This is a genomic window from Bombella mellum, assembly GCF_014048465.1.
Lineage (GTDB): Bacteria > Pseudomonadota > Alphaproteobacteria > Acetobacterales > Acetobacteraceae > Bombella > Bombella mellum.
This window is the reverse complement of record NZ_PDLY01000001.1, coordinates 102,407-116,978: the sequence shown is the minus strand read 5'-3', so window position 1 is coordinate 116,978 and position 14,572 is coordinate 102,407. Positions and strand designations below refer to the sequence as shown.

Genomic DNA, 14,572 nt, shown 5'->3' with positions numbered 1-14,572 from the left:
AATTTCTGCCTGTTCCTTACTGCCCTACCGTATCAGGGCCGGGGAGCACACCTGCGGTCACTCCCGTAAATCTCTTATATTCTGCCTTCAGACGCTCCGCCAGCGCACCGGGGGCCATCACGGCGTAAACCGCCCGTTCCCGCCCGAAAGACGCTGCCAGAACGTGCTCCGGCACCCAGACCACCGGCAAGTCCCGCTGGCCCGACAGCAGACGGGCCACCTCATCCTGACTCGCACCTGCTGCACAAATGACAACCCCGACTCTACCAGCAACGATCCGTTCCCGACACTTCTGAAACCCACAGACCGCCTCGCCAGCGCGTCGGCCCAGACTGATACCATCCAGAAGACGCTTTGCCAAACCATCCCTGACAGACTCCAGAAGTCCCTCGGGCAGTTCCACCTTCTGTCGGGCGGCACGGGAAAAAACCCGGGCAAGCTGTTTCTCTTCCAGCACGGCCCTGTCCGCCAGCAGCCACATCCCTCGACCGGGCAGACGGGCGGACAGATCCGCCACAACCCGGCCATCCGGCCCCACGACGAACCGAAGCATATGCCCCGGCTCACCATGTTCCCGGCTCACCAGACAACGCCGCCGGGAAGAAGCACGACGCCCCCGCCCCGGCGGGCCCTCATCCGTATCGGGGATAACTTCCTCAGTCGTGGCCCGAGTCTCCCTCACCAGCATCTTCCTCACCCTCAAACCAGTGAGCACGGGCCGCCATGATGATCTCGTTGGCCTCGGCTTCCTCCAGCGGCTCGTCACCACCCAGAAGCTCGATCAGCTCATCCGCAGCAAGGTCGGCAAGGTCATCAAGCGTCTTGATGCCCTTCTCGCCCAGCTCCACCAGAACCTGAAGGGAGAAGGCTCCCAGCGTGACCAGATCGTCACTGACACCCAGCTCACGGCGGCGTTCATCCAGGGCACGCTCACGACCGGCCAGATAGTCGTTGGCACGGGCCATCAGCTCCTCGGCCACACTTTCATCGAATCCCTCGATGTCATGCAGCTCTGCCGGATCGGCATAGGCCAGGTCCTCGATGGTGTGATAACCCTCGGTCACCAGCAGGCCGGCGATCACGTCATCCACATCAAGCTCGTTGACGAACTGGCTCGTCCGCTTACGGAACTCTTCCTGACGACGTTCGGACTCTTCAGCCTCGGTCAGGATGTCAATGTCCCAGCGGGTCAGCTGGCTGGCAAGGCGGACATTCTGCCCACGACGACCAATGGCCAGGGACAGCTGCTCATCCGGCACCACGACCTCGACACGGCCCGCATCCTCATCCATCACCACCTTGGTGACCTCGGCCGGAGCCAAGGCATTCACCACAAAGGTGGCAGCCTGTGCGCTCCAGGGAATGATGTCGATCTTTTCGCCCTGAAGCTCGGCCACGACGGCCTGCACACGGGAACCACGCATACCGACACAGGCACCGACCGGATCGATGGACGCATCACGGGACTCGACGGCCATCTTGGCACGGGACCCCGGATCACGGGCCACGGCCTTGATCTCGATGATGCCATCGTAAATCTCGGGAACCTCCTGGGCGAACAGCTTGGCCAGGAAGCCGGGATGGGTACGGGACAGGAAGATCTGCGGGCCACGGGGTTCGTCACGCACGTCATAGATGTACGCACGGACACGGTCGGAGTTGCGGAACTCCTCACGAGGGATCATCTCATCACGACGCAGCAGCCCCTCGGCGTGGCCACCCAGCTCCACCATGAGGTTGCCATACTCCGTCTGCTTGATCGTCCCGTTGATGATCTCGCCCACACGGTCCTTGAACTCGTCATACTGACGCTTGCGCTCATACTCACGCACGCGCTGGACGATCACCTGCTTGGCCGTCTGTGCGGCGATGCGGCCGAAATCGATCGGCGGCAGGGGGTCGACGATGAACTCGCCCTCTTGGATCTCCGGCCTGAACTTCCGGGCGATCTTCAACGGAATCTGGGCATCCTCGTTTTCCACCACCTCAACGGCCTCGGTCCACCGGCTCAGGCGGACCTCGCCCGTCTTGCGGTCGATCGTGGCACGGATGTCCTTCTCGTGCCCATATTTCGCCCGGCCAGCCTTCTGGATGGCCTGCTCCATCGCTTCGAGCACCTGCTCACGATCAATGTTCTTTTCCCTTGAGACCGCATCAGCAACCAGAAGCAGCTCGGGACGGGTAACAGATGTGTCCATCAGATCGGACCTCCAACCAGCATAAGACGGGTCATCAGTTCTTCTTCCCCGGCTTTTTGGGTTTCAGCTTCGGCGCACGACGGGAGTCTCCCCCAGCCTCAGCCTCTTCTTCCTGCGCCACACCGGCCAGTGCGGCACTCGCCTCAATCAGCTCATCCGTCAGGACCAGCCGGGCCTTGCGCATGTCATCCAGCGGCAGGGCCACTTCCTGCCCGTCATCCAGACGGAGCAGGCCAAGCCCGTCACGCTCGCCGAGGACAATCCCGGAAAAACGCTTGCGCCCGTCCAAGGGAATATCCAGCTCCACCTTGGCCAGATGTCCGGCAAAACGCTCCCAGTCCTTCGCACGGGTCAGCGGACGGTCAATCCCGGCCGAGGAGACTTCCAGCATCCAGGCACCCGGTATCGGATCATCCACATCCAGCACGGCCCCCACGGCGTGGCTGATCTGCTCGCAGTCCTCGACACTGATGAGCGAGCCGTCCGCCCTGTCCGCCATGACCTGCACGGTCGGCGTCTCATGCCCGAGAACGGAGAGACGGACCAGCTCGTAGCCCATGTCGGCCAGAGTCGGGGCGATCCTGTCCGCAATGCGTGCCTCAAGCCCACTCAGACGGCGAATCCCGTGAGGGCTGCCCTCATCATGAAGGGGAACGGACGAGTCCGGCGATGTGGAGAAATGATCCAAAACAAAAAAGGCGGCCCGTCAGGGCCACCCCCCAAAAGAGCGGAAAGTGAAAACGTTCCCCTGATACGACAGAGCCGTCCCCAATGCAAGCACTTAGCATCCATCCGGACAGCACCGCTCCGGAAAGCACCCATTTCCATTCCACCCTTGTTCTCGGGAAAAAAATGATGCGAGATACCGTCATGGAACAGCCCTCACCCACACCGGAACCCCAGAAGCAGACACTCTGGCGGCCCATGGCCCTGATGGCGGCAGCCGTCGGGCTGGGCGGTGCCCTGCTGGCCGTCCACGGCCAGCCATCATCCCCGCCCCGGACGGCTTCCCATCCCGAGCCGCAGCTCCAACCATCCACACAGGCCGTTCCCGTTCTGGAAGGTGCCCTGACCCTTTCCATGCTGCCGCCTGATGAGGCCGCCAGAGCCATCGCCCGCAGTTCCTTTCCCGAACAGCAGAAACCGGCCCTGCTGGCCGCCCTCAAGGACAACCGCATCCGTCTCGCCGCCATGCCCCTGGCCGATGCGACCGGCAGTACGGGGCAGATCCTGACCGTGAGTGGCGGGGGCCTCAGCCAGCAGGTCATCCTCGGCCCCAGAATGAAGGCCGTCCTGCTTCCCATCGTCCATGAGGGTACCGTCACGTTCACCCGTACCAGCCCGGCAGGAAGGGGCCCCCTCTCCATCGCAACGCTGAACATGTTCAACAACGTCGTGGTCCTGCCTCCCCTCACCACGGCCAGTCCCGCCTTCAGCGTTCCGGTCGTCGTCCAGTAACCGTCAGGAAAAGAGCTTGACCCCGTACCAGCCCACCAGTGAAAACAGGGCGTTACCCTCCCGGCAGAGCAGTTGCAGAAGCCCATGATGAAATCCCTGATCCCCTGGCTGTCCCGCATGATGCCCCTGATGATGGCGGCCTTCCTGATCCTGGCCGCCGTCCAGCTGGCCCTGATGCTCCATCTCTCACCAGCCGCCCTGCTCCACTGGCTGGGTGTGGCGGCGGACTGGGCACGGCCCGGCTATCTCCCGGCCGGAGCGACCGGTCTTGCCCTCTCGCTCGCCGGAATGTTCTACTGCCTCTCATCCGACCGTCTGGCCCGCCGGGGCCTGCGCCACAGAAAGAGCCTTCTCATGGATGTCCTCAGCCGCCTGACAAACCGCACCGCACTGGAAGAAATGCTCGCCCGCCAGCAGCGTGAAAGCACCATCAATGCCGAGGAGCTGGCGGCCGCCCTGCGTGCCCGGGTCATCGGGCAGGATCAGGTCTGCGAGGACATCGCCCAGCAGCTGCGCCGCCGTCTGGCCCTCCAGACACGCAACCGCCCGGTCGGGGTGTTCCTGCTGGCCGGTCCACCCGGAACGGGGAAAACCTATCTGGCCAAGCAGATCGCCAGCCAGACCGAACGCCCCCTCCTGCATTTTGACATGACGCAGATGTCCAGCCCCCATGCCGCCACGCAGCTCTTCGGCTCGCCGAAGGGGTATGTCGGGTCCGACACGTTCGGCCGTCTGACAGGTGGACTGAAGGAACATCCTGATGCCGTGGTCCTTCTGGACGAGATCGAGAAGGCCCATCCCGACGTCTTCAAGAAGTTCCTCACAGCGTGGAATGACGGCCATGTGACGGAGGCCTCCACCAATGAGCTGGTCCCCACCACACGGGCCATCTTCGTGCTGACCTCCAACATCGCAACGGACGAACTGAATGCCATTGCGGACCGTCTCTCCGACGAACCTGAGAAGATGCGGGCCGAATCGACAGAGGCACTCCGCCGTGCCGGTTTCGCTCCGGAGGTCCTGAACCGTCTGGACCGCATCTTCATCTTCCGTGCCCTGCGTGGTCTGGACCTCGCCCGTGTGGCCGCCCTGGAAATCGAGCACATGATCCGTGGGTACGGGCTGAATGTCGAGGCAGGCGGCATCGACCCGGCCCTCCTGTTCGAGATACTCCAGCGGCAGCAGAAACTGGGCAGCATGGCCAGTGCCCGTGACATTCTCCGCTCCATCGAGGACATGATCAGCGACAGTCTCATCACGGCACGCCAGCAGGGGCGGACCCATGTCCATCTCGTCATGGAAGATGAAGGACGCATCCGGGCCGAGACAAGCGAGGAACCCCAGGAAAAAATGAACAGGGCCAGCCTGTGAAAGCCTTTTTCGGTACGTTCGCTTCCTTATGGAAACAGGCTCCCCTCTGGCGGCTCTGTTTCATCATGGGAATCGGCAGCCTGGTGATGGCAGCCTTCTTTCCCACACCTTGGCTGAAAAAGCGGGCACCTTGGCTGCCGGGCACGGCCCCGGCCGCCGCACATGCTCCGCATGACCTGTCTTCCGGCAGCACGGAAGAGGGACAGCATGAGGCGGAGAATGAGCCTGCCGGCCAGCTGCCGGTCCATCTGCAATATCCCAGCATGTCGGAAATCGTGCGTGACCACGTCGTGCTGGGAGGGCACACCATGCCCCTGCCTAGGGGAGAATGGCATCCCATCCTCTCCGCCCAGATCAGCAGTGCCTCTCCCCTGTCTTTCCTTGCCCTCGTCCGCACGCATCAGGGAGCCGTCACGGGGCTGATCATCGCACAGGCGACCCAACAGCCCATCCCTCTGGACAGGACGGGCAACATGACCGGCATCTGCCATGATGACCGCAACTTCCTCAACCACAGCCTGCCAGTGGCTCCCTCCGGGGAGGACTGCATAGGGTCAGGCACCGTCGTGATACAGGGCAGCGATGTCAGTACCAATCCCCTGATCAACCAGTCCATCGCCCGTCTTCAGGCTCTTGGCGTCACGCCCATTCCACCCCTCTTCCTGGCCGTACAGTGGCGACACATTGCCGCCACCACGGACGGGCAGGCTCAGGTCGGTCTCATGGACACGCTCATTCCACCGCTGGACCCGCAGACCCACCAGCTGCTCGCCCCCATGTCGGTCTGGGCAAAAGATGCGCCCGCCTCCTCCCCTGAAGCCAGAAACTTTCTAAGCCAGATGCGCAGCTGGGCCCTGGACATGCAGAAAGCCCTGCAGCGGGGTTTTGACAACCAGCCACAGGGCCACCCGCTCCCACGGGATCCACTGGCTCCCTGAAGGGTCAGTGATGCCCTTTGGCCACGACACGGCCCATACGCTTTTCCGCCATGCGGGCAAGGCGCACGAAGGGCAGGCCAACCAGCAGATAGGCCGTGGCGACCATCAGCCCCGTACCGATGTAGTCATAATAGGTCGAGGACAGCCGGATGTAGGTTTGGCTAAGCTCCGTCAGCGTGATCACCGACACGAGAGAACTGTCCTTCAGCAGGGCAATGAAGTCGTTCGTCATGACGGGCACGACCGTACGGAAGGCCTGCGGAACGATCACGAGCCGGAGGGCCTGAATGTGGGTCATGTTCAGGGCGATGGCCGCTTCCATCTGCCCACGGGGAACGGACAGAAGCCCCGCCCGGTAATTTTCCGCCTCATAGGCCGCATAGTTCAGCCCCAGTGACAGGACGCCCGCCGCAAAAGGAGACAGACGCAGACCGAAAGCAGGCAGCCCATAGAAAATGAACAGTACCTGGATCAGCAGCGGCGTGCCTCGCACGACCTCCACATACAGCCCGGCCAGCCAGCGCAGCGGGGCCATGCCATAGGCCCGGGCCAGGGCCAGAACCAGTCCCGCCGCCACGGCCAGCACCATCGCCAGAGCCGAGACGCCAAGCGTCATCAGGGCACCACTGGCCACCAGAGGCAGGAAACTGACATAACGCTGCACCATCGCCTTCATGCTGCTGCCGGACATCCGCTCCATGGTCTGGCGGTAATCCGTCCAGGCCGTCGGCTTGACCGACAGAAGGCTCTGATCCCCCGTATAGTCCGCCATCTGGGGCGTCCAGAGATTCCATCGGGCCAGAATCTGGTGCAGCGTTCCGTCACTTATGAGATCACCCAGAACGGAATCCACCGCATCCCGCAGGCCCGGATTGTTCTTGGGGAAAGCGATCCCATAAGCCACACGCCCGATCGGCGGGCCAACGAGCTTCAGGTCATCGGAACGGTAATAGAGGGCGATAGGCTCATCAATCAGGATGGCATCCAGACGTCCATTCTTCAGATCAGAAAACAGGTTCGTTTCCTCATCATAGGAACGCACGTTGGCCGGGTCATGATCCAGCAGCAGACGTTCGGCCGCCGTGCTCTTGATGGTGCCGACCACGTGCCCCTTCAGGGCCTCCAGCGTGTCCAGACCCGTTTCACCATTCCGCAGGACAATCCTGTCCACCGTCACATAGTAGGGACGGGAAAACAGAACGGCCGCCTTGTGTTCCGGCGTCATCTCTATGCCATCAATCACGAGGGCGTAGAGGTCCCGGGACAGACCGGGAATCAGGCCGTCCCAGCCGTTCTGCACGAAACGGCCATGCCGTCCCATGCGGGCACTGATGGCCTGCATCAGGTCATATTCAAACCCGGTCATCCGCCCTTCATGGGCCGGATCATGAAAGACGTAAGGAACGTTGGCTTCACCATCGGAGGCCCAGGGCAGATCGTGGTCATCCACCGCTCCGGGAACCCTCAGCGGCACTGCCGCAGGAGCGGCGGCCTTCGTCTCCGCCGCCGCAGTCCCTTCCGCCACGGCACGACCATCCAGCCCGGCCATGCTCCAGAACACGGACAGGACCAGAGCCAGCGCAAACATCACACGCTTCATCACCGTACCACCCTCACCATCACAGAAGTGTCCGCAGGAAACGCCGTGTTCCCGGTTCACGCGGGTTGGCAAACATCACGTCGGGATCGCCACTTTCGACAATCTGCCCCGCCTCCATGAACAGCACCCTGTCCGAGGCGGCCCGTGCAAAGCGCATGTCATGCGTCACGACCAGCTGGGTCATGCCCTCCGCATCCAGTGCCCGCATGACGGACAGCACCTCTTCGGACAGTTCCGGGTCCAGTGCGGACGTCGGCTCATCATACAGCATAACGGAAGGTTTCATGGCCAGGGCACGGGCGATCGCCGCACGCTGCTGCTGCCCACCAGAGAGCCTGTCCGGATAACGGTTCTTCACGCCAGCCAGTCCCACCTTCTCCAGCAGCTCGCAGGCTATCTGATGTGCCCTGTCCTCTGCCATGCGCTTGACCTGTATGGGAGCCAGCATGACATTCTCCAGCACGGTACGGTGCGGGAACAGGTTGAAGGACTGGAACACCATGCCCACGTGCCCCCGCAGACGGTGTGCCCTGGCTTCATCGGCCCGACGCCACTGCCCCGTGCTGGCCACGGTCACGCCCTCCACCTGCACCTCGCCAGCATCAGGATGTTCCAGAAAATTGAGACAGCGCAGGAATGTCGATTTTCCACAGCCGGACGGCCCGATGATGGAAATCAGCTCTCCCCGCTCCACATCCAGAGAAATCCCCCGCAGAATCTCATTTCCACCGAAGGATTTGGCGATACCGGTCGCCTTCAGCACCCAGTCAGTCAGTTCCGAACACCCTCCCGCACGCTACAGCGTGGAAAACCACCACCCTGAAGTCATTCACCATTGCGCCTTCTAAACACAACCACCCTTTAAGCAAAACATCCTTTTATGTATTTTCCCTTCAGCCGGACAGATTTTCCTGCCAGACATCCCCCTGCCGCTCCACATGAAACACCCGCATGGCCCCTGTTCTCCCCAGCCTTCCGCCACGGCCTATCCTGACACTGGAGCATGTCCGGCTGGAGCGGGTCGGCCGCTGCCTGCTGTCCGACCTCTCCCTCCAGCTGTCATCTGGTGACGCCCTCATCCTCACCGGCCCCAACGGTACCGGAAAGTCCTCTTTTCTCCGCCTGATCGCCGGTCTCTGCCCACCGGCATCAGGAACAGTGGAACTAGGCAGCAGCATCGCCTGGCTGGGTCCCGATGACGCCCTGAAGCCAGCCCTCACGGTGGAACAGAATCTCCGCCTCTTTGCTCCCCACGACACGGAAGCCATTCACGAAGCCCTGAACCGGCTGGGCATTGCCGCCCTTCTGGACTGCCCCGTGCGGCTTCTCTCACTGGGGCAGAAACGCCGTGTGGCCCTGAGCCGCCTTCTCCTGTCCGATGCCTCCCTGTGGCTGCTGGATGAACCGGCCAATGCACTGGATGCCGACAGCCTCGCCCTGCTGGATGCCATGTTCAGCACGCACCGTGACCGTGGCGGTGCCCTCATCGTGGCTTCCCACATCCCCCTGAGCATACCGGACAGCCATCAGCTCACCTTCGGAGCCTCACCGTCCCTGTCTTCCGTCATGACAGACACGGTTCCCCCACGGACGACTTTCCCGTCTCCCCGCAGGCGACATGCTTTTGCGAACCATCTACGCCGGGAATTCTGTCTTGCCTGCCAGAACAGAACCGACCATCTGGCAGCACTGCTCTTTCTCATCCTATGCAGCAGCCTCTTCCCGCTTGCACTCGGCCCTGCTCCAGCCCTGCTCCAGCAGACCGGTCCGGGCGTCCTGTGGGTCTGCACCCTTCTCGCCTGCCTTCTGCCGCTGGAACGCCTCTATGAGGCAGATGCCGAGGACGGATCACTGGACATCCTCCAGATCACCCTGCATCCGGCCCTCATCGCCCTGGGGAAGATGCTGATGCACTGGCTGAGCAGCTGTTTCCCGGTCATTCTGGCAACGCCCCTGCTTGCCCTGCTTTTCCAGATTCCATTTTCGGCCCTACCCGTCCTGCTGGCAGGGCTGACCCTGGGCAGCCTGACCCTGGCCCTTACGGGCGGCATGACGGCAGCCATCACGCTGGGAGCACGACGCAACAGTCTGCTGCTCCCCATCCTGACCCTGCCTCTCATGACACCAAGCCTCATCTTCGGGACGCTGGCCTGTGCTTCACCGAAAAACCCCTCCTGTACGGCCAATCTCAGCCTGCTGGCAGCCCTTTTCCTTCTGGCCCTGCCCGGCTGCCCCCTCGTGGCCGGAGCCAGCCTGAAAGCAGCACAGGACTGAAATATTTAGCCGAAAATGAGGTCATCAAGAAACAGCCCAACCTGTTCATATTCTCTGGAAAAATTCTCCGATACCATGCCCTTCCACTGCCGGATCCGGTCTGGTTCTATCTTCTCGACACCCCATGTTTCACATAAAAAATCCGCATTCGCCTCAACAATCAGTGAGGCAACAGTAAGCCAGTGATCGTGAAGCTGAATCAATTTCTGGGGGACGTCAAAAAACTCATGTCCTGCCTTCCCTTGGACAATTCCTCGACCTCCCGCCGTAAAAAAATCACGCGTCGCCAATACCCCATGATTTGTAGCAAGCCACAAAAAGAACCTCTCATACTTTGTGGACTTTGAACTAAAAATACTGGGAAAGAAAGCAAAACCCTTTTCTATAAAACCAGCCCGTTCTTCCTTGCTCAATTTACCAGACAGCCGGACTGTCATTGGAGCAGACGTATCTTCCTCTGGATTGACATGGCTCCCAGTCCACCACAAACTTTCCCCTTCTCTCAATTTTTTCTTATAAAAATTGACTATCTTATGAACTGTTTCATTCGGTGGTTGACGTATCTCATCATACGTTGTTCCCATTTTATCAAAAATAGTCTGACCATTTTCCAAATTCATATCAATTTTGTATCGTGGGAAGTGTGTAACAACTACCTCTGACAAACACTCCTCATATGAACGCATACGGAATTCAACAGGATCCGTCAGTTTTCCAAATATTAGAAATATCTTTTCTATACCCTTTACCCTTGTGCTCTCATTAACACTCCCCCCAAGTGTAATCCACTTATCATCTTTGGAACTCTTCACTTCAACACCGTAACATTGACGTGCTATGATGTCAGGAAACCTTTGCCCGGAAATTATCTCAATAGTATTCTCGAACGAAGTCCCCAGTGACTGCTCTTTTAAAGAATCCGCAACATCTTCCTCCAAAAGTTGAGCATTTCTCTTTATAAAATACTCACCTTTATACTTTGCACACTCATTCAATCGTTCATTCGTCCGCTCAAGTATATTACGAAATTCTTCAAATAAATCTACCCTATTTTCATTGAAAACAATCATTCAGGAATCTCGTCCAAAATATAAATCCCACTTACTCTGAAGATTATGCGCAATATGATATCCCAACAAGGGCGGAACAGCATTCCCAATAATTTTATAAGCCTCAGATGCAGAAACACCCTTCCGTCCTGACTGTGGAGGAAATACGAATTCATAATCATCAGGAAATGTCTGTATCCGGGCACATTCCCGAACTGTCAAACGCCTTTCTTCAAGGCCTGCCTGCAGTTCTTCTAAATTCATGCCACCATGTTCTGCAGAAAGTCTTCTGAATTCTATATTCCCATGATGCTCAGAACGAATAGTCGGACCAATACCAGACAGTCGTATCTCGCTCTGCCCCTGACAATGTTTTCCCATATACTTCGCCTTAGAATATTTTTGCTGGGAAAGATCAGATGTTTTGTCCGGCTCCAACAGTCCTCCAAGAGCCTCCCTCAAACTCACAGGCTTCACCAACGCCTCACCATTATTCGTATAAGCATGTGTTGGCTTTGGGTAAGGATCAAAACGTTCATCCAAGGAAGGCTGAGAAAGTGCGGCCAAGGCCTCTGGCGTTAGAGAAGACCTTCGGAAGCCGATAAAAATAACACGTTCACGCGACTGAGGGACACCATAATCAGCCGAATGCAATACTTTCGCCTCGACAACCAGATACCCATCCTCGGAAACAGATCTAAAGTCTCTCTCTATTATTGATTTCACATCATGAAGATTGACCAACCCCTTGACATTTTCAGCGATGAACACTTTTGGTTTCGTGATCTCTATGACCTCTCTCATCCACATATAGAGCTTTCCCCTACTCTCCAGACTAGGGAAAACATCCTCCGAGAGCAGGCCCCTATGATTCTTGGGTGATTTGAATCCTAATCTTTTCCCCGCAACTGAAAAATCCTGACAGGGGAATCCTCCAGTAACAACATCAACATCACGAGGAAAAACCGATTCTCCCCGTCTATGATGTCTTACAAGATCAACAATACTTCCAAGATGGTATATTTTATCATCCATCCCAAATTTTCTGAAATAATTATCCCACGCTGCCTTGGCACCATCCCTGATATCATTGGCAAATACAGTATTGAATCTTGTCTTTGGGAGCGAAACCCACCGGTCATCTCCACCAGTATCCTGCTTCCATTCAGGGTGGGTCATATCGTTGACCGATGAAGCAAGCACCTTGAAGCCTCCTTCAAAACCAAGATCCAATCCACCACATCCCGAAAACAGGGACAACACATTGTATTTTCTTCCGGGCAAATCAGACATTTATTGAAAATACCCTCCGACACATCAAAATAAATCAATCTACACTGCATGACTCATAGAAAAGGCCGCTTCCGATGACAGAAGCGGCCCTTTCCCATTCCCAAGCAGAAATCTTCAGACTTTGTCCGCCTGAAGTTTCGCCACGAAGTTTTCCAGCCAGTGAATGGTGTACTCACCCTTCCGGAACTCGGGGTCATCCAGAATTTTCTGATGCAGGGGAATGACCGTCTTCACGCCTTCCACCACGCACTCCGTCAGGGCGCGCTGCATACGGGCAATGGCCTGCTCCCGTGTCGGGGCATGGACGATCAGCTTGGCGATCATGCTGTCATAATAGGGCGGAACCCTGTAGCCAGCAAAAAGGGCACTGTCCATGCGGACCCCAAGCCCACCCGGGGCGTGAAAGACCTGAACCGTACCCGGATTGGGGGCAAAGGTTTCCGGGTCCTCGGCATTGATGCGGCACTCGATGGCATGGCCGGACATCACGATGTCCTCCTGCCGGTAGCTCAGCTTCTCACCGGCCGCCACACGGATCTGTTCCCGTACGAGGTCCACGTCGCAGACCATTTCCGTCACCGGATGCTCCACCTGAAGGCGGGTGTTCATCTCGATGAAGCAAAACTGCCCGTCCTGATACAGGAACTCAAGCGTACCAGCATTGCGGTACCCCATGCGGGACAGGGCATCCGTGACGGTCCTGCCAATCTCGTTGCGCTGTTCTGGCGTGATGACGGGAGAACCGGCTTCTTCCAGCAGCTTCTGATGACGACGCTGGAGGGAGCAGTCACGCTCACCGAAATGCACGACATTGCCGTGCGTGTCACCCATGATCTGAAGCTCGATATGACGGGGCTTATCGAGATACTTCTCCAGATAGACCTCATCATTGCCAAAGGCCGCACGGGCCTCGGTCCGGGCCACGCTCCAGGCCTCTTCCAGATCATCAGCCGTCTGGGCCACCTTCATGCCACGGCCACCACCACCGGCAGCCGCCTTGATGAGCACCGGATAACCGACACGGGCAGCTACCTCCCGGGCCTCGTCCAGGCTCCGCAATGCCCCGTCAGACCCGGGGACCAGCGGCACACCGAGGGCTTCCATGGTCGTCTTGGCGGTGATCTTGTCGCCCATCATGCGGATGTGCTCAGCCGTCGGACCGATGAAGGCAATGCCATGCTCTTCCACCGTCTCGGCAAACTCCGCATTCTCGGACAGGAAGCCATAGCCGGGATGGATGGCTTCCGCACCGGTGATCGTGGCGGCGGACAGGATGGCCGCCACGTTCAGATAGGAATCACGGGAACTAGGCGGCCCGATGCAGACGGCCTCATCGGCCAGACGGACATGCATGGCGTCCGCATCGGCCGTGGAATGTACGGCCACCGTCTTGATGCCCATCTCACGGCAGGCCCGCAGAACCCTCAGGGCAATCTCGCCACGGTTGGCAATCAGGATCTTGGAAAACATTACTCAATAATCGCCAATGTTGCCCCGAACTCGACCGGCTCACCAGAAGCCACGCAGTAGCGGACCAGCTTGCCCGCACGAGGGGCCTTGATCTGGTTGAACGTCTTCATCGCCTCAATGAGCATGATGGTCTGACCGGCAGACACCTGTGCCCCTTCCTGCACGAAGGGCGGGGAAGACGGGTCCGGCGTCAGATAGGCCACGCCAACCATCGGGCTGGGAACAGCCCCAGGATGAGAAGACGGGTCCGCCGGGGCGGAGGCTTCCTCGGCCGCAGGTGCGGGAGCCGCTGCCGGAGCAGACACCGCAGCGGGAGCGGCAGCCTGCACGGTCACGTTCCGGGCCACGCGAAGGCGGCTGTCACCTTCGGAAACTTCAATCTCGGTCAGGCCTGTATCCGTCAGGATATCGGCCAACGCCCGAATGGCCTCCTTGTCCACGAGCATACGGCTCATCCTTCATCCTCAATCATATCTGCCACCGCCTGCAGGGCATGGGCATACCCACGTATACCCAACCCGCAGATAACCCCGCGAGCTGCCTGTGAAACATACGTATGATGACGAAATGCTTCCCGACGATGAATGTTAGACATATGCACCTCAATCACCGGCAACTCAACAGCCAGAAGCGCATCAAGCAAAGCAACTGATGTGTGCCCGTAGGCCGCAGGGTTGATGACGATGCCGCTTGCACGGCCCCGGCACTCCTGCACCCAGGACACAAGCTCCCCCTCGCCATTGGTCTGGCGGAAATCAATCGTCACATCAAGCCGTTCCGCTGCCTGGAGGCACAGCTGCTCCACGTCATCCAGTGTCGCTTCACCGTAAATCTCAGGCTGCCGCAGACCCAGCATGTTCAGGTTTGGTCCGTTCAGGACAACAATAAGAGGTCGCTTCATCCGCACGGCTGATAGCATCT

At 58.9% G+C, this 14,572-nt stretch carries 14 protein-coding genes; 4 read left to right on the top strand and 10 right to left on the bottom strand.

From position 1 onward, the window contains the following. Positions 1 to 16: 16 nt before the first annotated feature. Genes CPA56_RS00590 through rimP form a run of 3 tightly spaced genes read right to left on the bottom strand, consistent with a single transcriptional unit; the run spans position 17 to position 2,820 of the window. Positions 17 to 682, bottom strand: coding sequence for a DUF448 domain-containing protein (locus tag CPA56_RS00590; protein ID WP_326831276.1), 666 nt, complete (start codon positions 680 to 682; stop codon positions 17 to 19). Continuing rightward, positions 657 to 2,198, bottom strand: a complete 1,542-nt coding sequence (gene nusA / locus CPA56_RS00585) for a transcription termination factor NusA (RefSeq protein ID WP_182040114.1) — start codon at positions 2,196 to 2,198, stop codon at positions 657 to 659. Before nusA ends, CPA56_RS00590 begins: the two co-directional genes overlap by 26 nt. Positions 2,199 to 2,232: 34 nt before the next feature. After that, positions 2,233 to 2,820: a ribosome maturation factor RimP gene (gene rimP / locus CPA56_RS00580; RefSeq protein ID WP_182040555.1), complete on the bottom strand. Its 588-nt coding sequence runs from the start codon at positions 2,818 to 2,820 to the stop codon at positions 2,233 to 2,235. Between the two features lie 230 nt (positions 2,821 to 3,050). On the opposite strand from rimP, the gene CPA56_RS00575 reads away from it, so the two are divergent. The 3 genes from CPA56_RS00575 to CPA56_RS00565 all read left to right on the top strand — a co-directional run bounded on the left by CPA56_RS00575 (position 3,051) and on the right by CPA56_RS00565 (position 5,965). Further along, complete coding sequence (locus CPA56_RS00575; RefSeq protein WP_182040113.1) at positions 3,051 to 3,656, top strand: hypothetical protein; 606 nt, start codon at positions 3,051 to 3,053, stop codon at positions 3,654 to 3,656. Between the two features lie 87 nt (positions 3,657 to 3,743). After that, on the top strand, positions 3,744 to 5,027 hold the full coding sequence (locus tag CPA56_RS00570) for an AAA family ATPase (protein WP_182040554.1): 1,284 nt from the start codon (positions 3,744 to 3,746) through the stop codon (positions 5,025 to 5,027). Continuing rightward, positions 5,024 to 5,965, top strand: a complete 942-nt coding sequence (locus CPA56_RS00565; RefSeq protein WP_182040112.1) for a hypothetical protein — start codon at positions 5,024 to 5,026, stop codon at positions 5,963 to 5,965. The genes CPA56_RS00570 and CPA56_RS00565 overlap by 4 nt, the downstream gene beginning before the upstream one ends. A 4-nt stretch (positions 5,966 to 5,969) precedes the next feature. Here the strand turns inward: CPA56_RS00565 and CPA56_RS00560 are convergent, their stop codons facing one another. Then, on the bottom strand, positions 5,970 to 7,565 hold the full coding sequence (locus CPA56_RS00560) for an ABC transporter substrate-binding protein/permease (protein ID WP_229707241.1): 1,596 nt from the start codon (positions 7,563 to 7,565) through the stop codon (positions 5,970 to 5,972). 19 nt (positions 7,566 to 7,584) lie between these two features. After that, positions 7,585 to 8,328: an amino acid ABC transporter ATP-binding protein gene (locus CPA56_RS00555; protein ID WP_182040111.1), complete on the bottom strand. Its 744-nt coding sequence runs from the start codon at positions 8,326 to 8,328 to the stop codon at positions 7,585 to 7,587. A gap of 188 nt (positions 8,329 to 8,516) precedes the next feature. Here CPA56_RS00555 and ccmA point away from each other — a divergent pair, with 188 nt between their 5' ends. After that, complete coding sequence (ccmA, locus tag CPA56_RS09565) at positions 8,517 to 9,839, top strand: heme ABC exporter ATP-binding protein CcmA (RefSeq protein ID WP_407645619.1); 1,323 nt, start codon at positions 8,517 to 8,519, stop codon at positions 9,837 to 9,839. Between the two features lie 5 nt (positions 9,840 to 9,844). Here ccmA and CPA56_RS00540 read toward each other — a convergent pair whose 3' ends face one another. From CPA56_RS00540 to aroQ, 5 genes are all read right to left on the bottom strand, one after another. After that, positions 9,845 to 10,909 carry a hypothetical protein gene (locus CPA56_RS00540; RefSeq protein ID WP_182040110.1) on the bottom strand — a complete coding sequence of 355 codons (1,065 nt, stop codon included), beginning with the start codon at positions 10,907 to 10,909 and terminating at the stop codon, positions 9,845 to 9,847. Continuing rightward, positions 10,910 to 12,181: a DNA cytosine methyltransferase gene (locus tag CPA56_RS00535; RefSeq protein WP_182040109.1), complete on the bottom strand. Its 1,272-nt coding sequence runs from the start codon at positions 12,179 to 12,181 to the stop codon at positions 10,910 to 10,912. 114 nt (positions 12,182 to 12,295) lie between these two features. Continuing rightward, complete coding sequence (gene accC, locus CPA56_RS00530; RefSeq protein WP_182040108.1) at positions 12,296 to 13,651, bottom strand: acetyl-CoA carboxylase biotin carboxylase subunit; 1,356 nt, start codon at positions 13,649 to 13,651, stop codon at positions 12,296 to 12,298. Next, positions 13,651 to 14,106 (bottom strand): acetyl-CoA carboxylase biotin carboxyl carrier protein, encoded by a 456-nt coding sequence (locus CPA56_RS00525; RefSeq protein WP_182040107.1) that lies wholly within the window; start codon positions 14,104 to 14,106, stop codon positions 13,651 to 13,653. The genes accC and CPA56_RS00525 overlap by 1 nt, the downstream gene beginning before the upstream one ends. Beyond that, on the bottom strand, positions 14,103 to 14,552 hold the full coding sequence (aroQ, locus tag CPA56_RS00520) for a type II 3-dehydroquinate dehydratase (protein WP_182040551.1): 450 nt from the start codon (positions 14,550 to 14,552) through the stop codon (positions 14,103 to 14,105). Before aroQ ends, CPA56_RS00525 begins: the two co-directional genes overlap by 4 nt. Between the last annotated feature and the right edge of the window lie 20 nt (positions 14,553 to 14,572).